Source organism: Paraburkholderia rhizosphaerae (assembly GCF_004366595.1).
GTDB classification, from domain to species: domain Bacteria; phylum Pseudomonadota; class Gammaproteobacteria; order Burkholderiales; family Burkholderiaceae; genus Paraburkholderia; species Paraburkholderia rhizosphaerae.
This window is the reverse complement of record NZ_SORE01000008.1, coordinates 79,889-100,379: the sequence shown is the minus strand read 5'-3', so window position 1 is coordinate 100,379 and position 20,491 is coordinate 79,889. Positions and strand designations below refer to the sequence as shown.

Here is a 20,491-nt window from a genome sequence, read left to right as displayed (position 1 = left end):
ACGGTTGCGCGCTCAGGCGGTGTGCTCGAACAGGTCCGCCGGCTGCCATGCCGCAGGCCGCTGGAAGCTGCCGATCACCCACGGATCATGCGGATCCTTGCCGAATGCAACGTTCACGGCGCCGGGTTGCAGACCGCTCACCACGGCGCGCCCGTTTGCGTCGAGTGTGCCGCGGTGCACCGCGCCCAGACTGTCGGTCACCTTGAAATCACTGCCGCCGACAGGCGAGCCCGATGCATAGCGACGCAGCACCTCGAGTTGTCCCGGCAACGACTGCGGCGCGGCCGGAAAGCCACCGCCTTTGGCCTGCGGACCGTCGGTGGAATGCGTTGCCGCGTGGACGTGATGCTGGCCGTTCGTGAAGCCCAGCAGTCCCTGCGGGCTGATCTCCAATTCCGTCCCGCCGCCATTGAGGCGGATCCCGTGTTTCGCCTTCAGCTCGATCCAGTCGGTGGTGCTGATAAGCTCCAGCGTCTTCTTCGCGATCAGTTCGATCCGGTCGTCCTGTGCCTCGATGCGGACCTTGCCGGACGCGGCGATCAGCATGATGCCGAGCTTGTGCACGAACACCGAGAACAGGTTGGAAATGCTCGCAACAAACGATTTGCCTGCCGCGACGCCGACATGCCCACCCGTGGTGAGGGCGAGATTTTCGTCACTCGCGATATGCGTGCTGCCGGCCGTTGTCATTTCAATTCCGGCCGGACTCGCGAGCAGCAGGTGAGGCGCGGCGAACTCCGGAAAGTCGCGGCCATCCGCGGCGCCATTGCCGCGTATCGCATCGTTCTGCGTCTTCAACGATCTCGCGACGTCGCTCTGGTCGGCGTCGTGCTGTTGCGCGCCGTGCTGTTGCGCAAGCGCTGCCATGCTTTGCTGGAGATCGCGCGCCTGCGTCAGCCGGGCAACCGTTTCACCAAGATCCTTCGCGTGGTTCTGCGCACTCGCGCGAGCCTGCGTGGACACGAGCAGCCCCCTGGCGGCGCGCAGCACGCCCCACAGGTCCGTGCGTAACTCGAATCCGGTGCCGCGTGCATCCTGACGTCCTTTGTTGCCGGCCAGGCGGCGGATGAAACCCAGACTCAGAATCGACGTGCCGTGGTCGCTTGCCAGTTGCGCCTGCAACTCTCCCTTCGTGTCGTCGAACGCGAGATGGTTGGCCTGACCGCCGCCGTCGAAGCTCCGGCTGCGCAGACCCGACACCGTCTGGTTGCCAGGCAGCATCCATGCTGGCCGGTTCCCGCCGTTGGCCGGGCAGCCAACAATGATGGGCAGATCAGGATCGCCATTGATGTGGTCGACGAGCACCTCCGTACCAATTCGCGGCACGAACGACGCACCCATCTGACTCCCCTGCCACGGCATCGCCACGCGTATCCAGATGCCCGAGTTCTCATCGAACCGCCCCTGACGGTCCCACGGGAACTGACATTTGACCCGGTGCTGCGCGTCGGTCCAGACATCATGGCCGGCGGGGCCGACCACCACCGCGTATTCCGGTCCATGGGTGCGCGGCTTGCTCGTCGACTGCGGCAGCCGGAAATAGCTGTCGGCGGGCTGCACCTCGAAGTCGGATTCGCAGCTGAACATCTGCGCGGCGCCTGCCTCGACGGCGACTTCCGACATGTTCAGCGCGCACGCGATCACGACGTATTCGCGGTTGGCTTTGTCTTGCGCATAGCCCGTGAGCGCGAAGGTCCTGCCGGTTTCAAGTCCGCGGATGTTGCCGTGCCCCCTCGCCCGCAAGCCTTCGCAACGCAGCGCCTCCAAGCTGACGCGCGCGAGATGCGCCGCTTCCGCGCCTGCGTCGTTGCGCTCGCCGTTCAGGCCTTGCCAGCCCGCTTGAGGCTGCGCGAAGTCACCCCATTGGTAGACTTCCTGAAGCGCGTTCGCCGTGTCGCGCGGATTGGTTTCGTTCCCGCTGAACGGCAACATCTGCTGGCCCATGCGCGGGGCCATATAGTCGAAGTCGACGTTGGTGACCTTGCCCCCCGTCAGCGTACTCGTCACCGAAAACGCATCGATATGTTCTTCGTCGATACGCTCGCCGCCCGGCGCGAGGTAACGGATCACCTCGTAAGCGGCGCCATGACGGTGGAAGGCCCCGAGCGTATCGGCCAGCACCAGACGGTGATGCCCTCCCGAATGCTCGAACCACCACCAGATGCCCCATTCGGCCCATAGCCGCTGCAGGAAATCAAAATCGCTCTCGAAGTGCTGTCGTTGCACATCACGCTTCGGATAGCCGCCTTTGAGGCCGGGGCCGGCCAGACGCAGTTCGAACGACCCGGCGTATGCCTGCAGCACGGCCTCCGTGATCTCGACTACGTTCAGCCCCTGAAACAGGCGGCAATCGCGGTTGAGCGTGGCCAGATGCAGCCATGGTCGCAACACAAGCTCATAGACGACCGAGCGGCCCTGTTCGCGCACGATGCGCGCGGCGTCGACAAGGCCGGTGATTTCGCGCGTGCCGGCGCCGATATTGCCCGCTCCGGTATTCCCGGGCATGCCCGCCGTGAAGGTACCGATGCCGGTGATTTCGATGGAGATCGTCGCTTCCGTGCCGACCAGCGCATCGAGGTCGACATTGGCACCGACGTCGGAAAAGAAGTTGAGCGCGTCAGGCGTTTTAACTTCGACCGTGTACTCGAAAAGTTTGCCGAGCGCATCGGACCCTGACACGCGGGTGGGCACAAGAATCGGCTGGCCGTCGTCGGCGGTCGGGATGGCGGCGCCCGCGAGCGCCAGCGTGCGCGGATGCATGGATTCGTACATAGGCGATTCTGAAATGCGTAACGGACCTCACGCGCGCATCAGCGTAGCGCCGCACGTCGTCCGGTCACCGAGATAGGCAACGCGTACTCCCTTGTGGGTGCGATTGCCGGTGGCGACGATGGGAAAAGTGCCATGGCACATCGGACACGCGACGAGGTGGCCGTTCAGCGCAACGCGCCTACCCTGATGCATCAGGTCGCTGGATGCTTCGATCACCACGCCGCCGTGGTCGGTGGTGTCGCCCAGCCGCGCCATCTCACGGCCCCGTATGTCTCTCACGCTGCAACGACTCCCGGATTTCGCCGATATCAGGAAAGCCTGTTGCCTTTCCCTTCCCGCAAAAAGGCCTTGCTTTGCTGATTCAGTTTGTTATGCGAACAAATATTGACCGGCGATTTATAGCAGCAGGCGAGGAGTGGTGCAATTTTTAAGATGGTTGTTCAAACAAATCCGACAGCGCGGCGATCGGTCATGCGTCGCGTCGCAATCGGCTTTACCGGATGAACACGGCGCGACTCGAGCGCCATGCAAGTACGTCCTGCACACGTCTTGCCTGCGCAACGACCATCGGAAATCGCGCTAACCCGTCGAGATCGACCCACTGCACATCAGTCGATTCGTCATCGTGCGAAAGGTGTTCGCTCACAGAGGATGCGGCCAGCAGAATCGAAAATTCACGACGTACTTCACCGTCCGTATAGACGATGATCGTGGCCGGATCGGTATAGGTGCCGACCATTCCCGTAATCGTGATCTCCACGCCGGTTTCCTCGCGCACCTCGCGCCGCGCGCAGCCTTCGAGCGAATCGGTCAACTCCATCGTGCCACCGGGCATCGCCCAATAGCCGCTGTCGCGTCGCTTGACGAGCAGCAGCCGGCTCGCCGCATCGAACACCGCGACCGCCACCGCGGGCTTCAGCGAATTCGCGGCCGGCACCGGCTGTGCATCAGCCCCCGCGCGTCCTCCACCAGCATTCAGATCAACCCGCGTAACACGCAATGCCTCGCGCGCCCACGTATCGATCGCCCGCGTCATCGGCACGCTTTCCTTGTCATTGCCAGCGGGATACTTGAAAAACAGAATGCGCGTGTCGCGCTTGATGCGCTGGACGTATGCGGTGCCGGGATAGATCACATAGAAATCGCCCGAGCGAAACCGATGCACCTCGCCGGTATCGAGGTCCTGATACTCGGTCATCCCGCACAGCACGTACTGGTATTCCTTCGCACGCGCATGGCGATGCGCCGGTTCAAACCCGCTTTGTTCATAGTGGGAGATGCCGACCTCGATATCCGCGTCGGCAATATGTACCAGAGGCTGCGGCCGCTTCAGTGCACCGGCCAGATATTGACGGGTCTCCCCGCTCAACGATGCTTCGATGGCGGCGGCGTCCAGTGATTTGAACGGCATGTCGTGTCCCGCTCCGGTTGTCGAACCTTATGCATGTTACGACACCCACCCGCACGCGAACATGACCGACACGGCGACACGGCGATACAGCGCTACCCCGCCGCTGCGTTCCCCCCCTGCCCGACCACTTCAGTCAGCCGCCGCGTATATTCGCCCGGCGCAACCGGCCGTCCAAACAGATACCCCTGTTGCCGGTCACATCCTATCGAACGCAAAAACGCCGATTGGGCGGACGTTTCGACACCTTCCGCCGTCACATTCATCCCGAGCGAATGCGCCATCGCGACCACCGCATGCGTAATTGCGACCGCGTCGCGATGATCCGGCAAGCCGGCGACAAACGACCGGTCGACCTTCAGGTTATGCAGCGGAAACCGCTTCAGATACGACAGCGACGAATACCCGGTGCCGAAGTCGTCGACGGAAATTCGCACGCCCATCCGCGACAACGAATGCAGCATCGGCATCACCGGCGCGCGCTCGCTCATCAGCAGGCCTTCGGTAATCTCCAGTTCGAGCGCGCCCGGATCGAGCCCAGCCGCGGACAGCGACTGCGCGACCTCCTGCACGAGCCCGTCGTTGAACTGCCGCGGTGACAGGTTCACCGCGATCGTCAGATCCGGCGCGATCGTCTTGCGCCATTCGGCGGCCTGCGCGCACGCGCGCTCGAGCAGCCAGCGGCCCAGTGTGACGATCAGGCCGGTGTCCTCGGCGACCGGAATGAATTCGATCGGCGAGACGTCGCCCAATGCTTCGTTGTGCCAGCGCATCAGCGCTTCCGCGCCGATCGTGCGGCCGCTCACGCCATCGACGATCGGCTGGTACACGAGGCGCAGTTCGTCGGCAGCCAGCGCGCGCCGCAGCGATTGCTCGATCGCGAAACGTCGCTGCAATTGCTGGCTCAATTCCTTCGTGAAGAATTCGAAGCCGTTGCGCCCGCGCTGCTTCGCCTGATACATCGCGGAATCGGCATTGCGCATCAGCGTGGTCGCGTCGCGTCCGTCTTCCGGGCACACGCTAATGCCGATCGACGCGCCCAGATAGTATTCGTTGTCCGCCACCGCAAACGGCATCGCGACCGTCTCGAGGATCTGGCGCGCGAGCGCGGTCAGGTGTGCAGCACTTTCGTAGCCGCTCACGGCGATCACAAACTCGTCGCCGCCGACGCGCGCGAGCGTATCGCCCTTATGCACGCAGGCGGCAAGACGCCGCGCGACACTACACAGCAGCGCGTCGCCGGCTTCGTGGCCCGCGGTATCGTTGACCTTCTTGAAGCCGTCGAGATCGACGAATAGCACCGCAACACGCGGCACTTCGCCGCCACTGTAACCACTTGCGGGCGGCCCGAGCAGATCGCGCATCCGGTCGGACAGATATGCGCGATTGTAGAGCCCCGTCAACGGATCGCGCGTCGCCAGATACTTTAGCTGCCGCTGCGCGGCGCGTACCGGGCCGATGTCGTTGAACGACACCAGCACGGCACCCGGCTCCGGCTCGCCGGGCCGGAAAATCGGCACGAAGTTCGCAATCACCCAGATCGTCTCGCCGATCGCGAGCTCGACCGACATCGTCACGCCGAGCACCGGCTTGCCGGTCGACAGCACCTTCAGCGTCGGCCGCTCCGGGCTTTCGATCACCGAACCGTCTTCGCGCCGCGCATGCAGCAACACGTCGTGGATGTTCGCGCCGATAATCGCCGGCGTCGCGCGCAGCATGCGCATCGCGCTCGGGTTGCACGCGAGCACTTCGCCGTCGCGCGATTGCACGACGATGCCTTCGTTCAGGTGATCGACGACCAGCCGGTGATGCTCCTCGCTTTGCGCGAGGCGCTGGCGAATGCGGTCCTGATGAATCGCGAGGCCGACGCTGCGTCCGATGTCGCGCAAAATGGTTTCCTCGACGTCGGTCGGCCGGCGCGGCGCGTAGTGATAGACCGCGAACGCGCCGAGCACGCCGCCCGCTTCGTCTTCGAAAGGAATCGACCAGCACGCGCGCAGACCATGTGGCGCAGTGAGATGTTTGTGATCAGTCCACAGCGGATCGCCGTCGATATCTTCCGCGACCACCATGCGGCGCTCGTACATCGCGGTGCCGCAGGAACCGGCGCGCGGCCCGATTTCGAAGCCGCCTAGCGCGTGGCAATACGCGGGCGGCAGCGACGGCGCGGCGCCGACTTTCGCATGACGTCCGTCAGGGTCGAGCACGAGCACCGAGCACGCGGCGCCGTCTCCAAGCAATGCCTCGGCGCGCCGGCACACCTCGGCCAGCAGCTCCGGCAACGGCGCGCTGCGCGTCAGCAGGCGCAACACCGCGCGCTCCGACTCGAGCACCTGGGCGGCCACGGTCGACCGATAGCCGCCGTTGTTATGCGTGGAGCCGGCCTCGCGGTCGGACCTGTTATCAGGCTGGCTGTCGGTCATCCGGTCTGCGGTATCCTGGCGGTTCATCGAACTGTGCGCTCCCCAACGCGACAACGGCAAACGAACGCGATTCAAACACCCGGGTTTACGCTAACGCCGATGCGAATTCAAGATCTGCAACGCAGCCGTCACGAAGCAGGCGAGTTCCCCGCAAGCGGGGCAAGAAATTCGGAGAAACCGGTCAGCATGATCTGCACGCCAATGCATAACAGCAAAAACGCCGACACACGCAAAGCGACCTTGGTTCCCTCTTTGCCGAGAAAGTGCGCGATATACGCCGAACGGCTGTACGTGAAATAGATAACCAGCATCACGAGCACCGAGATCGCCACCGAGGCGATCGACGACAGCAGGAACTCAGATAGCTTGTGTGTGCGGTTCGCATTGAGCGCAATCGCGGTCGCCATCGTACCGGGCCCGGTGGTGAGCGGCATCGTCAATGGAAAGAACGCTTTCGACATCGCATTGTCCGGATCGACCGGCTTCGCGGCCGAGACGTCGGCGCGCGTTTCGGGAGCATTGAGCATATTCCACGCGCTAACCGCCACGGCCAGCCCACCGCCGATACGCAGCGCCTCGATCGAGATACCGAAAAAATGCAGCACGGGCGTACCAATGAAGAATACGACAATCAGCACGAAGAATGCGTTGATCGACACGCGCCTTGCAAGCGCCGCGCGCTCTTCGACCGTTAGCGTTTCGGTACGGTCGAGAAACACGAACGCAATCGCGAACGGATTAATGATGCTGATCAAGCCGGTGAAGCCAAACAGGATTTCGGAGACGAGGCTGGTTATCATTTTTTTCAGGTCCGCGTTCAGATTTCATACGGTCCGCGTCCGGTGGTCCGAAGCGGGCGCGCCGCGCACAGTGTACCGTTACCGGCCCGCACCGCCGTCGCTGCATGCGAAATGCGTTGCTACGAGCGGGGGTCGCGAAAGTCGCACGCGGCCAACGCATTCGACCGGGCATCCGGTATGCGTGCCTTCATCTGCACCGCATAGCTTTCAATTCTCCTTCACATTTTTGATCGCTTGGCGTACGCGAACAAGGCGGCATACAGTCGGACCCGCAGGCCCGCTTTCCGATCACGTATCGACCCGCAACGCAGTTATCGTTCGAGGAGATGCCTATGTCCTACCGTCTGCTCGCCGTGCTGCCGTTTATCGGCATTCTGCTCGGCGTTCCGTTTGTCAATCGTGTCGAACCGCTGATGCTCGGCATGCCGCTGGTACTCGCCTGGATCGTGATGTGGGTCGTGCTCAGCGCGGTGATCATGGCGATCATCTACCGGCTCGATCCGGTCAACCGCGAGCCCGTTGAGCCTGGCGCGGCCAATGCCGCCGCGGAGGGCCGCCGATGAGCACAGCACTGGTAATCATTGCGGCGGTAACGCTGTTTGCGCTGTATCTGGGCATACGCGCGCGTCACGGCCACGATATGAATCTGGAACAGTGGACCGTCGGCGGACGCAGCTTCGGCACCGCGTTCGTGTTCCTGCTGATGGCCGGCGAGATCTACACGACTTTCACGTTTCTTGGCGGCAGCGGTTTTGCATACGGTAAAGGCGCGCCTGTCTATTACATCCTTGCGTATGCCACGCTCGCGTATGTGCTGTCGTACTGGCTGTTGCCGCCGGTATGGCGTTTTGCAAAAACGCATAGGCTCGTGTCGCAGCCCCACTTTTTCGCGCGCAAGTACGATAGTCGTGCGCTTGGCGTGCTGGTAGCGGTGGTCGACGTTGCCGCGCTGATTCCGTATCTGGTGCTGCAGCTCAAGGGGCTCGGCATTATTGTCGCGACTACGTCGTATGGCGCGATTTCATCATCGGCGGCAATCTGGATCGGTGCCGTGGTCGTCGCGATCTACGTGATCGCATCGGGCGTGCGCGGCTCCGCGTGGAACTCGGTGATGAAAGACATCCTGATTCTCGGGGTCGTGCTGTTTCTCGGCATCTATCTGCCAATTCACCATTACGGCGGCTTCAGCGAGATGTTCCGTGCGATCGATGCCGCACGGCCCGGCTTTCTGACGCTCGCGGAAAAAGGATCGGGCACCAGCATCGTATGGTTCCAGTCGACTGTGCTGCTGACCGCGCTCGGCTTCTTCATGTGGCCGCATACGTTCGGCTCGGTGTTTACCGCAAAGAACGAACGCATCTTCCGCCGCAATGCAATGGTGCTGCCGATCTATCAACTGATTTTGCTGTTTGTGTTTTTCGTCGGCTTCGCGGCAACGCTGCGGGTGCCGGGACTCAAAGGCGGCGATATCGACCTGTCGCTGTTCCGGCTGACGCTCCAGACCTTCGACCCATGGTTCGTCGGCGTAGTCGGTGCGGCCGGCGTGCTGACCGCGCTGGTGCCGGGCTCGATGATCCTCACCACCGCCTCCACTTTGCTCGCCAACGACATCTATCGCGGCGCGCTGGCGCGGCATGCGCCGGATGCCGTCGTTGCGAGGCTCGCGCGGATGCTGGTGCCGCTGGTCGCACTCGTCGCGGTACTGTTCACGCTGCATGGCGGCGAGACGATCGTCGCGCTGCTGCTGATGGGCTACAACTTCGTCACGCAACTGTTTCCGGCCCTCGTCTGCAGCCTCGCACCGGGTAATCGGGTGACGAAGCAAGGGGCGTTCTGCGGCATCGCGGTCGGCGTGCTGGTCGTCGCGGCGACAAGCGTGATGCATCTGAGCGTCGGTCAGCTACTGCCTTTCCTGCCGGATATGCTGAAAGACGTGAATATCGGTTTTCTTGCGCTCACGTTGAACGTAATCGTGCTGGCTATTGTTAGTGCGGTGACACAAACGCAATTGCATGCTGAGCAGTCGGGCGCGCGTACGCGTTGATCTCTCGCGCTCTCCCCGTCCTCCAGTTCGGACTTCACCCGCCGGTTGACTGCCGGGCGGGTGAAGTCCGATCAGCCCCTCCCCGCCTGCGCTGATTCGCCAACGGCCGTGTCACGCGTTTCGCGTACAAGCACACCACCTGATGCCTGCGGCATGAAGCAAGAATGTCCTTAATGTCACGCGACGATAGGGAGGTCTTCTTGAACTAGCTTGATAGGCATTCGTAAATCCATAGATTTACTTATCGTATTTCATTTCACTTCAATTAAACAAAGGTATCAGATGAACGTTTCGAACATACCACCAGCCCCAAACACTTACGCTAATGGACAGAAGCAGGTTCAATTCAATCCGAGCGGGGCTGGCGGACAAGCGGGCCAGTACATCTATTACGACGAAGATGGTAAAAAAATTCTCAGCCAGAACAAATCGGCTAACGGGCATGTCGGGTTCGAGCTGGACTACAGGAAGGACGGCACGATCTTTTCGTCGACGATAACCGGCGCCGATAACGTCGATAAAACGATGATCTACGGTTCCAAATGAGCGTGGACGCGGGAGGACGGATCGATGCATGTGAGCATTTTCGTTGATGCTGAAACGGCCCCCCGCGTTTCATTGCGAGCCTGTCCCGATACCACCTGATGAGGCAACTCCGGATAAAGAATGGAGACGTGTGCACAACCTGCGGAGGTTATCTCGCGTTAGACGATGTTTCGATGTCTGTCAGTTGAATTGCCCAATCCGGATTATTCCCTTTCAGGAAGGATGCAACCATGCAAGTTACTTCACAAATGAACAACGCAATGTTGGCAGATTCGCAAGTCTGGGACGCAGGCAAGTTGCGGCACTCATCCAGTTCCGAACCGGGAAAACCTGCTATCGGGGGTCCCGCGCGGGACTCGGCGTTCGGAATATCCGGTGGCCTGAGAACAAAGGACATGAATTGGCTCAAATCAGGCGACACCAGGTCCAATCGCCCAGGCCCAGACGACACACAGGTCAGAATCAAGGGAGACAGGGCGACGGTGGATATCGATCGCGGCGGCAAGCATTGGCACCTGACCGGTAACGCGACCCGTAACGACGACGAGGGCAACGTTACCCACTTGCACGTTTCCGGCCTGACGTACGGCTTTGGACCGTCGGGTGTCGCCGCTGGTTGATTAAAGCTGCATGGTCAGTCAGCGTCGGCGTCCGACGCTGACTCTTCGTCGGCCATGACGAAGCGTACCGTTCAAAACCGGGTCAGTCGTCAGCCGCTGACCCCTTGGCGTAGAGCGTCGATTCAGCGAAGTGCTCGGCGGTCAGCACACGTCCTACGAGTATCAGCGCGGTGCGTTCGATGTCGGTGCCCTGCACTTTTGCTGCAATATCGCCTAGCGTACCGATTATCTTCTCCTCGTCGGGCCAGCTGGCGCGGTACACCACAGCCACCGGGCAATCGGCACCATAGTGCGGTATCAGTTCCTCGACGATGCGCGCGATATGCCGCACGCCGAGATGAATCGCCATCGTCGCGCGGTGACGGGCCAGGTCGGCCAGTTCCTCGCCTTCCGGCATCGACGTTTTGCGCGCGTAGCGCGTCAGGATCAGCGTCTGCGAAACGTCGGGTAGTGTCAGTTCGCAGCCGAGCGTCGCCGCGCATGCGGCCGTCGCCGTCACGCCGGGCACAATTTCGTAAGGTATGCGCAGCTCGCGCAGCCGCCGGATCTGCTCGCCGATTGCGCCGTATAGCGATGGATCGCCCGAATGCACGCGCGCGACATGCTGCCCCTTCGCGTGAGCATCGGCGAGCAGCGCGACGATCGCGTCAAGGTCGAGCTCCGCAGTGTTGATCACCACTTCAGCGACGTTCCCCGCAAGCACCGCATCGGGCACCAGCGAACCCGCATACAGGATCACCGGGCACGTGCGCACGAGGCGCTGCCCTTTCACCGTGATCAACTCGGGGTCGCCCGGCCCGGCGCCAATAAAAAACACTGTCATGAATCAGGACTCCGGAAATATCGTTGTGGCCGCAACGGCCTCGCTGCGTCCGTCTGCTGCCATTCAGGCAATGACATATCAGCGCGGCGATTCAGCGATGCGGCGCCAGCTCCCGCAACGTCTGCAATAGCGCGGCCGGACTGTCGAATTCGCGGTCGGCCGGCGGCAATTCCGGACGCCGCGTCATCACAACCGGCAAGCCACGTTCGCGTGCCACGTCGAGCTTGGCCGCCGTTGCACTGCCGCCGCTGTTCTTCGTGACGATCACATCGATGTCATAGCTGGCGAACAACGCACGCTCGCCGTCGATCGTAAACGGCCCGCGTGCGCCGATCACCGACGCACGCGCATTGCCCGCATGTGATTCGAGGCAGCGCACGACCCAGTATTGATCAGACGGAATTTCGTCGAGATGTCCGAGTGGCTCGCGGCCAAGCGTAAAGAGCGGGCGCCGGTAGCGCGTCAATGCCGAGACGATTTGCGGCCAGTTATCGACCATGTGCCAGTCGTCACCAGCCTGCGGCTGCCAGGGCGCGCGCCGCAGCGCCCAATAGCGCACCTGCGCGTCGCGACACGCCGATGCGGCGTTTGCGCTGATGCGGGCAGCGAACGGGTGTGTCGCATCGATCAGCAAACCGATGCGCTCATTCACCAGGTACGTGTGCAGCCCGTGCGCGCCACCAAAACCGCCGACGCGCACCGCGCAAGCCAGATCAACCGGAACCTTGCCGATTCCCGCGAGACTGTAGACATCCGATGCGCGAAGCGTGCGGGCAATCTGCAGCGCATCGCCTGTCCCGCCTAGCAGCAGAATGCGCGTCATCGTGCGGTACCCACGAAATGGCCCGCGCGATCGATCGCGAACACTTCGACCCCGACCTCATCCGGCACCACCTCCCGCGCCACGTCGAGCGCGCGCGCACACACGATGTCGCCGAGCGGCACGCCGGCGTCGTGCGCCAGTGCGAGCGCCTGCTGGCTGGTGTTCGCGCCGCGCATCGCCTGTTGCAGAGCCGGCGCTGCGCCGCGCGCGGCCGCCCAATCCGCGAGCTGCGACAAATCGATGCTCGAATGGCGGCTATGCAGGTCCAGATGCCCGGCGGCCAGCTTGCTGAGTTTGCCAAAACCGCCGCACAGACTAAGCTTTTCAACCGGCGCGCGCCGCAGATGCTTGAGTACCGCACCGGCGAAATCGCCCATTTCGATCAGCGCGATATCCGGCAAACGATAGAGTTCGCGCATCGCATCCTCGCTTGCATTGCCGGTGCAGGCCGCGATATGCGTGTAACCATTCGCGCGCGCGACGTCGATGCCTTGATGAATCGACGCGATATACGCGGAGCACGAAAATGGCCGCACGATACCCGTCGTACCGAGAATCGACAACCCGCCGACAATGCCCAGCCGCGGATTCATCGTCTTCAATGCGAGTGCTTCGCCGCCCTCGACGCCAATCGTGACCTCGAAGCCGCCTGCATAGCCGTGCTCGGCAGCAAGCGCGGTCAGGTGTTCGATCATCATCCGGCGCGGCACCGGGTTGATCGCCGGTTCGCCGACCGGCAGTGTCAAACCCGCGCGCGTGACCGTGCCGACGCCAGGCCCCGCGTGAAACGCGACACCAGGTTGCGCGCGCAACTTCACGCGCGCGAACACGACAGCGCCGTGCGTGACGTCGGGGTCGTCGCCCGCGTCCTTGACCGTGCCGGCTTGCGCGCCGTCGCCGCTCGTGCGGCAGAACGTCAGCGCGAGCGTCACGCGCTGCCCTTTCGGCAGCACGATCTCGGCCGCGTCGCTGGCCATGCCGGTGAGCAGCAGCCGCGCGGCCGCAAGCGATGTCGCGGTTGCACAACTGCCGGTGGTATAGCCGCTGCGCAACGGCGCCGGCTGTTCGGGCGTCTCGTCGCGCATCAGGGTTTGACGGTTTCGTACAACGTGATTGGCAACGCCGGCCGCCATGTTTCAAATCCGCCCAATGGCTGGACGTCGGCCAGCGCGACGCGTGTCAGCGTGCCGCCGTGCCGCTTGCGGCATTCGGTCAGCGTGGCTTCGCCTTCGAGCGTCACCGCATTCGCTACCAGCCGGCCACCGCTCTTCAATGCGCTCCAGCACGCATCGAACACGCCGGGCGCGGTTACGCCGCCGCCAATAAATATCGCGTCGGGCGTAGCGAGTCCCGCGAGCGCGGCAGGCGCCGCACCGGCAACGAGTTGCAACGCGGGCACGCCAAGCGCCTCGCGATTACGTTCGATGAAACGCTGGCGCTGCGCATTCGCTTCGACCGCAATCGCGCGGCACGATGGATGCGCGCGCATCCATTCGATGCCGATCGAGCCGCAACCGGCGCCGACGTCCCATAGCAGCTCACGCGGCGCGGGAGCGAGACGTGCGAGCGTGAGTGCGCGCACGTCGCGTTTGGTCAACTGGCCGTCGTGGATGTACGCATCGTCGGGTAAGCCGGGCGTCAACGCGACGCGCGGCCGATCGTCACCGGCCTTGCAATCGAGCGCGATCAGATTCAGCGCCGCGCATTCCGCTGTATCCCACGCGTGCGCCAAGCCGTCGATACGGCGTTCGAGCGGACCGCCAAGGTGTTCGAAGACGGTTATCTTCGTTTCGCCGAAACCTCGCGAAGTGACAGAGGCGGCAATCGCGGCCGGCGTCGCGCCATCATTGCTCAACACGAAAAGTCGCGCGCCATCGTGTAGCGCCGCGTTGATTGCAGCATGCGGACGGCCGACCGCGGATACCGTCGCCACGTCCTGTAATGGCCAGCCAAGTTTGGCGGCGGCGAGCGAAAGCGAAGACGGCGCCGGGAGCACGCGCATCTGCTCTGCGCCGACGTGGCGCGCCAGCGTCGCGCCGATGCCGAACAGCATCGGGTCACCGCTTGCCAGCACACAGACGTTCAAGTGCGGTTCGCAAAGCAGCGGCTCGATGTCGAACGGACTCGGCCAGCGCTCGCGGCGCGCGCGCAGCCGCGCCGGCAGCATCGCCAGATGACGCTGCGCGCCGTAGACCACCGACGCGTCGAAAAGCACACGCCGTGCGGCGCGCGTAAGACCGGCGAAGCCGTCGTCGCCAATTCCCACGACGGTGAGCCAAACCGGCGCGCTGCCGTTTTCGTTGCGTGGAGCCAATTGCGGACCGGGTTGCTGCGATGAATTCGTCGACATCGATATGAAGCGAGGTCGCCAGGAGAACAGCAATGATACAGCGCTCGCGGCGCGCTCCGGTTTCTCTTCGAACCAAAGCGACCTAGCTGCCTGCGCGCGCGCAATGCGCGCGGCGACGGCTTTCAACTCGCGATTAAATGAGGGGCAGCGGGCGGAAGTGCCCGCTGGCTCGCGCGGCGCTTGCGTCGAAAAGGCCGGTTACGTGGTCACAGATGCCGGTTTATTCGTGTTTTCAGTGCCAGTCGGAGCCGGCGTGTGCTTGCTGACGCAACATTGCTGAATCCTGGTATCGATGTTATCGAGTTTCGTATCGATGCCGGACAGCGTCCGGCTGTTCTGTTCGGTCCAGTTCCGCAGCGTATCGATGTTCTTGTCGATCTGGCCGATGTCTTTGGCTACGCCAGCGAATTTGCCCTCGATACTGGTCACACCGCTTTGCACGTCTCCCAGCTGCGTCGTCACGTTGGCGACATCGCCCTTCAGGCCGTTTACCTGCGCCGACACCCCGGCGACGTCGCTCTTCACGCCGCCCACCTGGTCCGACACCCCGGCGACATCGCCCTTCAGGCTGTTTACGTCCGCCGCGACGCCGGATATCTGTCCGGACAGCGCGTTGTACCGGTTCTGGATGGGCGTCAAAAGAGCGAGATCCTTGTTGAGGATCCGCGCTTGACCGCCGTCGTCCCGTTGTGCGCCGGCAGTCGATGGATTGCGCGAAACGGGCACTCCATTTGGCGGCTGACGCGTGGCCTGGTTTGCGCTGCTGCCGTCGGAGTCGTAGCCGTAAAACTGAATCTGCGGATTACCATAGGTGTTAAAAGTCTGCATTTTCGATTCCTTCAAAGTTCAAATTGTTCGGTGGACGGACACTTGATACTGAAGAATGCGATCGAATGGACCGGGTGGATGTGCCTCCTTGCGCATTGACGATGAGCCCATTTTCCTCGCGCGTCAGGCTAGCAGGCGCTATCCGCGTACTACTCCGGCAACGCCGCCGGCGCGATTGCGCGTACCGAATCAGGGCATAATACGAGGCGTCGCCGGTGCCCTTCGGGGCCGAAGAGGGAACACGCATCACCACGTGGCTGCCCCCGCAACTGTATGCAGCGAGTCCACATCTCAACCGCCACTGGTTCAACCGGGAAGGCTGGTGCGGACCATGACCTGCGAGCCAGGAGACCTGCCGGCCAGACTGTCGTGCCAGCCAACATCGGGCGGGGTGTACCGATGCCGAGCTCGCTCGCCGCATACGCGGCGAGAGACGCCCGGGCCGTCACGCGACGCTAACCCGGTGATCGATTTGAACCACGCCCCCGCCAATACCGCGCACTCCGCCAGCCAGCCCCGCAGTTCAGCCTGCCCGGGTCTGCTGCGGATCGTCGCGGCCCGCGACGGCGGTATCTGCCGGATCCGGCTGCCGGGCGGCGCGCTGAGCGCCGCCGACGCACGCGCGATTGCCGATGCGGCGCAAACGCATGCGTCCGGTGTCGTCGAAATCACGAATCGCGCGAATCTGCAAATACGCGGAGTACGCGCGGGCGAAGAACACGCGTTGATCGAGCGACTGCTCGCGTCGGGTTTGGGCCCGCATGCGCCGGCGGACGAAGGAGCGGCGCGTGCGCAGTTGGCCAACCCGGCAGCCGACGATGTGCGCAATCTGATGATCAGCCCCACCGCTGGTCACGATCGCGGCGCGCTGATCGATACAACCGGTCTCGCCTCGCAGATTCTCGCGTTGCTGCAAAGCGAAGCGCGCTTCGCGGCGCTCTCGCCGAAATTCGCTTTGCTGCTCGACGGCGGCGAACACCTGGCGATGCTTGAACATCCGCATGACATCTGGCTCGCCGCGCTGCAAGGCGATGCGGGCGACGGCGGCCTGCGTTTCGCGTTTGGCCTCGCGGGCTGTCCGCCAATCGCACCGACTGACGAAGCCCCACTCGCGGCGGTGCGGCCTGAGCACGTCATTGCGCTGATCGATGCGCTGTTGCACACGTTTCTGGATATGGCGGCGCCGGATGATACGCGCATGCGCGAGGTGCTCGCGCGGCAGCCGGCTGCCGCGGTTCTCGAACGGGTCGAAGCTCGCGCAGGTTTTTCGCTGCTACGGGATGCGTGCGTCACCGCATGGCGCCGGCCGCGTGCGCAACCGTCGTTGCGCTTTGGCGCGCATCCGCAGCGCGAACCCGGCATGTCGCATGCCGGCGGCGCGCCGCCGCTCGGACGTATCGACGCATCGACGCTACGCGCGCTCGCCGCGCTGTCGCAACAAGCGGGCACCGGCACATTGCGAATGACGCCATGGCAAAGCGTTCTGTTGCCCGATGTCCACACACATGCTGCACCGGCGGTCACGGACGGGCTCACATCGCTCGGCTTCGCATGCGACCGTACACAGCCGTTCGCGCGGTTGATCGCATGCGCGGGTTCGCCAGGCTGCGCAAAGTCGCACACCGATACGAAGGCCGACGCGCGACAACTCGCGCAGCGCCTGCCCGCCGCTGCCGAAGTCCATCTGAGCGGCTGCACGCGCTCGTGCGCGGCGGCGCATCCGGTGCCGTTTACACTGCTCGCGGTCGAACCCGGCCGTTACGACCTATACCAACGCGGCCAGCCGAACACCGCCGCACGCGGCTCCAGCACCGCGTTCGGCGACTGCGTCGCCCGCCATCTGACGATCGAACACGCAGCCGATCTACTCGATCGACTGACGAGGAGTCCCCCTGATGCTTGACTACATCCGCGACGGCAGCGAGATTTACCGCCAGTCGTTCGCGACGATTCGCGCGGAGACCGACCTGTCGTGCATCCCCGCCGACCTCGAAAAACTCGCGGTGCGCGTGATTCACGCGTCCGGTATGGTCGACATCGTCGGCAGTCTGCGCTTTTCGGACGGCGCGGGCCGCGCCGGGCGCGACGCGTTGAAAAACGGCGCGCCGGTTCTGTGCGATGCGCGCATGGTCGCCGAAGGCGTCACGCGCGCGAGGTTGCCGGCGTCGAACGACGTGCTGTGCACGCTCGGCGATCCGACGGTACCGGCCCTTGCACGCGAGTTGAACAACACGCGCTCGGCGGCCGCGCTCGAATTGTGGCGGCCGCATCTGGCGGGCAGCGTCGTCGCGATCGGTAACGCGCCGACCGCGCTGTTCCATCTGCTCGAGATGCTCGATGCGGGCGCGCCCCGCCCCGCGCTGATTCTCGGCTTCCCGGTCGGCTTCGTCGGCGCGGCGGAATCGAAGGCCGCGCTGGCCGCCGACAGCCGCGGAGTGCCGTATGTGGTCGTCGATGGCCGACGCGGAGGCAGCGCGATGGCCGCCGCCGCCGTCAATGCGCTTGCGTCGGAGGAAGAATAGTTGACCCAACCATTTAGCGCCGCGCGCGGCCGTCTGCTCGGACTGGGCGTCGGGCCCGGCGACCCCGAACTGATCACCATCAAAGCGCTACGCCTGTTGAGGTGCGCGCCGGTGGTCGCGTACTTTGTCGCGAAAGGGAAAAAGGGCAACGCGTTCGGCATCATCGAAACGCATCTGTCGGATTCGCAAGTGCGCCTGCCGCTCGTCTATCCGGTCACCACCGAGGCACTCGAGCCGCCGCTGTCCTATGAAGCGATCATCGCCGACTTCTACGACACCGCGGCCGAAGTCGTCGCGAGCCATCTCGACGCCGGCCGCGATGTCGCGGTGATCTGCGAAGGCGATCCGTTCTTCTACGGCTCGTATATGTACCTGCATGACCGCCTCGCGCCGCGCTTCGAAGCCGAAGTCGTGCCGGGCGTCTGCTCGATGCTGGGCGGCGCGGCCGTGCTCGGCGCACCGCTCGTCTATCGCAATCAGACTTTGTCGGTGCTGTCCGGCGTGCTGCCCGAAGCGGAATTGAAACGCCGCCTTGAGGATGCCGACGCGGCGGTCATCATGAAGCTTGGCCGTAATTTCGACAAGGTGCGTCGCGTGCTCGACGAACTCGGGCTGGCGAAGCGCGCGCTCTACGTCGAACGCGCGACGATGTCGAACCAGCGCATCGTGCCGCTTGCCGATGTGGATCCGATGGCGTCGCCGTACTTTTCGTTGCTCGTCGTGCCGGGGGAAAAATGGCAAGGGTAACGCCGCCTGCGATTTTGATTCTCGGCGGCAGCGCGCTCGCGACTGCGCGCCGCTTGCAAGCCTGCTATCCCAATGCGCGTGTGCATCGGCTGCGCGGACGCGTCGCAGTGGATGCGCAAGCCGATCCGGGCGACATCGTGTACGACGAACTGGGCGCGCACCTGCGCGAACTGTATGCGAGCGGCACGCCGATCATTGCGCTGTGCGCGGCGGGCATCGTGATCCGTTGTGTCGCGCCGCTGCTCGCGAATAAAGGCGCGGAGCCGCCGGTGCTCGCGGTGGCCGAAGACGGCAGCGCGGTCGTGCCGCTGCTCGGCGGTCTCGCGGGCGTCAATGTGATGGCGCGCGAGATCGCGGCGGTGCTCGACGTGCCGCCCGCGATCACGACCAGCGGCGAGCTGCGCTTTGGCACCTGTGTGCTGAATCCGCCGGAAGGCTATGCGCTCGCGAGTCTCGTGCAAGGCAAGCGTTTCGTGTCCGATCTGCTTGCCGGTGAAAGCACCCGCGTCGAAGGCGACGCGCATTGGCTCGACGATGCGCAACTGCCGCGTGCGCCGCATGCAACGCGCGCGATCCGCATCACGCCGCTCGCATGGAACGGCAACACCGACGAACTGGTAATTCATCCGCGCAGCGTGGTCGTTGCGCTAACGGATAGCGAAGATGCAGTGCACCGCATACGCGATGCGCTTGCCGCGCACGGACTTGCGGAGCAGGCGCTCGCGGCAATCGTTGCGCCCGCAACCGGCATCGGCAACACAACGCTTGCGCAAGCCGCGGATGCGCTAGGTGCGCCACTGCGCTTCACGGCGGCCGCAAGCGTCGCTGGCGAGCACGCGGGCGCCGCATCGTCTCGCGCGTTGCTAAGCACCGCCATGTTGCCGTCGAATTGCACCGTCGTCGATACCGCGACGGGCATCGCACTGGCCATTGCCGACCAACCGGTCGACCCGGACACGGTCGGCCGCGCACGTGGCCGGTTGACCGTGATCGGCCTGGGTCCCGGCAGCGCTGACCTGATGGTGCCGGCCGCGCGCGCCGCGCTCGCGCAGGCAACCGACATCCTCGGTTACGCGACCTATGTCGAGATGGCCGGCCCGTTCCGTGCGGACCAGCAGGTTCACCCGACCGACAATCGCGAAGAGATGCAGCGCGCCCGTCATGCGTTCGAGCTGGCAAGCAGCGGACGGCGCGTCGTGATGGTGTCGTCCGGCGACCCGGGCGTGTTCGCGATGGCATCGGCCGTGCTCGAAGCGCTGGATACCGCTGGCGAGCCGGACTGGGCCGACGTCGAACTCGATATCGTGCCGGGCGTATCGGCGGCAATGGCTACCGCCGCACAGGCCGGCGCGCCGCTCGGTCACGACTTCTGCATGCTGTCGCTATCCGACAATCTGAAGCCGTGGTCGATCATCGAAACACGTATCGCGCATGCGGTCGAAGCCGACCTGGTGATGGCCTTCTATAACCCGGTGTCGCGTGCGCGACCGTGGCAACTCGACAAGGCGCTCGACATCGTGCGTGCAACGCGAGCGCCGCACACCAGGGTGGTGTTGGGACGCGATATCGGCCGGCCCGGCGCATCGCTGGTTACGACGACACTTGGCGAGCTGAAATCCACGGATGTCGATATGCGCACAATGGTGATCATTGGTTCGTCCACGACGCGTGGCTTTGCGCGCCGTTCAACTCAGGACACGCACAGCGCTCAACGTGAATGGGTTTACACGCCGCGCTGGTATCGATGACGCATCAGGTGAGGCGCAGCGCCGACTGCGCGTTATG

At 63.8% G+C, this 20,491-nt stretch carries 18 protein-coding genes and 1 riboswitch; of the genes, 8 read left to right on the top strand and 10 right to left on the bottom strand.

The window, feature by feature from the left end; all coding sequences use genetic code 11:
• Positions 1–12 precede the first annotated feature (12 nt).
• From BX592_RS12520 to BX592_RS12500, 5 genes are all read right to left on the bottom strand, one after another.
• Entirely contained in the window at positions 13–2,772 is a 2,760-nt protein-coding gene (locus BX592_RS12520; RefSeq protein ID WP_134192094.1) for a type VI secretion system Vgr family protein, read from the bottom strand.
• Between the two features lie 27 nt (positions 2,773–2,799).
• On the bottom strand, positions 2,800–3,027 hold the full coding sequence (locus BX592_RS12515; protein ID WP_134192231.1) for a PAAR domain-containing protein: 228 nt from the start codon (positions 3,025–3,027) through the stop codon (positions 2,800–2,802).
• Between the two features lie 238 nt (positions 3,028–3,265).
• Positions 3,266–4,183: an NUDIX domain-containing protein gene (locus BX592_RS12510; protein ID WP_134192093.1), complete on the bottom strand. Its 918-nt coding sequence runs from the start codon at positions 4,181–4,183 to the stop codon at positions 3,266–3,268.
• A gap of 92 nt (positions 4,184–4,275) precedes the next feature.
• The gene (locus tag BX592_RS12505) at positions 4,276–6,630 is read right to left on the bottom strand and encodes a putative bifunctional diguanylate cyclase/phosphodiesterase (protein WP_243849504.1); all 2,355 of its coding nucleotides are present in this window, start codon (positions 6,628–6,630) and stop codon (positions 4,276–4,278) included.
• 101 nt (positions 6,631–6,731) lie between these two features.
• Entirely contained in the window at positions 6,732–7,403 is a 672-nt protein-coding gene (locus BX592_RS12500) for a MarC family protein (RefSeq protein WP_134192092.1), read from the bottom strand.
• A gap of 332 nt (positions 7,404–7,735) precedes the next feature.
• Here BX592_RS12500 and BX592_RS12495 point away from each other — a divergent pair, with 332 nt between their 5' ends.
• From BX592_RS12495 to BX592_RS33770, 4 genes are all read left to right on the top strand, one after another.
• Positions 7,736–7,966 (top strand): DUF3311 domain-containing protein, encoded by a 231-nt coding sequence (locus BX592_RS12495; protein WP_134192091.1) that lies wholly within the window; start codon positions 7,736–7,738, stop codon positions 7,964–7,966.
• Positions 7,963–9,447: a sodium:solute symporter family protein gene (locus BX592_RS12490; protein WP_134192090.1), complete on the top strand. Its 1,485-nt coding sequence runs from the start codon at positions 7,963–7,965 to the stop codon at positions 9,445–9,447. Before BX592_RS12495 ends, BX592_RS12490 begins: the two co-directional genes overlap by 4 nt.
• A 282-nt stretch (positions 9,448–9,729) precedes the next feature.
• Positions 9,730–9,993 (top strand): hypothetical protein, encoded by a 264-nt coding sequence (locus BX592_RS12485; RefSeq protein ID WP_134192089.1) that lies wholly within the window; start codon positions 9,730–9,732, stop codon positions 9,991–9,993.
• A gap of 482 nt (positions 9,994–10,475) precedes the next feature.
• On the top strand, positions 10,476–10,613 hold the full coding sequence (locus BX592_RS33770; RefSeq protein ID WP_166676346.1) for a hypothetical protein: 138 nt from the start codon (positions 10,476–10,478) through the stop codon (positions 10,611–10,613).
• 82 nt (positions 10,614–10,695) lie between these two features.
• Here BX592_RS33770 and cobM read toward each other — a convergent pair whose 3' ends face one another.
• The 5 genes from cobM to BX592_RS12460 form a co-directional block, all read right to left on the bottom strand.
• On the bottom strand, positions 10,696–11,436 hold the full coding sequence (gene cobM / locus BX592_RS12480) for a precorrin-4 C(11)-methyltransferase (protein WP_134192088.1): 741 nt from the start codon (positions 11,434–11,436) through the stop codon (positions 10,696–10,698).
• A 91-nt stretch (positions 11,437–11,527) separates the two neighbouring features.
• Positions 11,528–12,259, bottom strand: a complete 732-nt coding sequence (locus tag BX592_RS12475; protein ID WP_134192087.1) for a cobalt-precorrin-6A reductase — start codon at positions 12,257–12,259, stop codon at positions 11,528–11,530.
• Positions 12,256–13,344 carry a cobalt-precorrin-5B (C(1))-methyltransferase gene (locus tag BX592_RS12470; protein ID WP_134192086.1) on the bottom strand — a complete coding sequence of 363 codons (1,089 nt, stop codon included), beginning with the start codon at positions 13,342–13,344 and terminating at the stop codon, positions 12,256–12,258. The genes BX592_RS12475 and BX592_RS12470 overlap by 4 nt, the downstream gene beginning before the upstream one ends.
• Positions 13,344–14,735, bottom strand: a complete 1,392-nt coding sequence (cbiE, locus tag BX592_RS12465; RefSeq protein WP_243849503.1) for a precorrin-6y C5,15-methyltransferase (decarboxylating) subunit CbiE — start codon at positions 14,733–14,735, stop codon at positions 13,344–13,346. The genes BX592_RS12470 and cbiE overlap by 1 nt, the downstream gene beginning before the upstream one ends.
• Positions 14,736–14,807: 72 nt before the next feature.
• Positions 14,808–15,437: a hypothetical protein gene (locus BX592_RS12460; RefSeq protein ID WP_134192085.1), complete on the bottom strand. Its 630-nt coding sequence runs from the start codon at positions 15,435–15,437 to the stop codon at positions 14,808–14,810.
• 196 nt (positions 15,438–15,633) lie between these two features.
• Positions 15,634–15,811: riboswitch (cobalamin riboswitch) on the top strand.
• Positions 15,812–15,909: 98 nt separating this feature from the next.
• Here BX592_RS12460 and cobG point away from each other — a divergent pair.
• Genes cobG through cobJ form a run of 4 tightly spaced genes read left to right on the top strand, consistent with a single transcriptional unit; the run spans position 15,910 to position 20,454 of the window.
• Positions 15,910–17,340, top strand: coding sequence for a precorrin-3B synthase (cobG, locus tag BX592_RS12455; RefSeq protein ID WP_279589184.1), 1,431 nt, complete (start codon positions 15,910–15,912; stop codon positions 17,338–17,340).
• Entirely contained in the window at positions 17,333–17,959 is a 627-nt protein-coding gene (locus tag BX592_RS12450; protein WP_134192083.1) for a precorrin-8X methylmutase, read from the top strand. Before cobG ends, BX592_RS12450 begins: the two co-directional genes overlap by 8 nt.
• Positions 17,960–18,706, top strand: a complete 747-nt coding sequence (locus tag BX592_RS12445) for a precorrin-2 C(20)-methyltransferase (protein ID WP_134192082.1) — start codon at positions 17,960–17,962, stop codon at positions 18,704–18,706.
• Positions 18,694–20,454 (top strand): precorrin-3B C(17)-methyltransferase, encoded by a 1,761-nt coding sequence (gene cobJ / locus BX592_RS12440; protein WP_134192081.1) that lies wholly within the window; start codon positions 18,694–18,696, stop codon positions 20,452–20,454. Before BX592_RS12445 ends, cobJ begins: the two co-directional genes overlap by 13 nt.
• Positions 20,455–20,491: the final 37 nt, after the last annotated feature.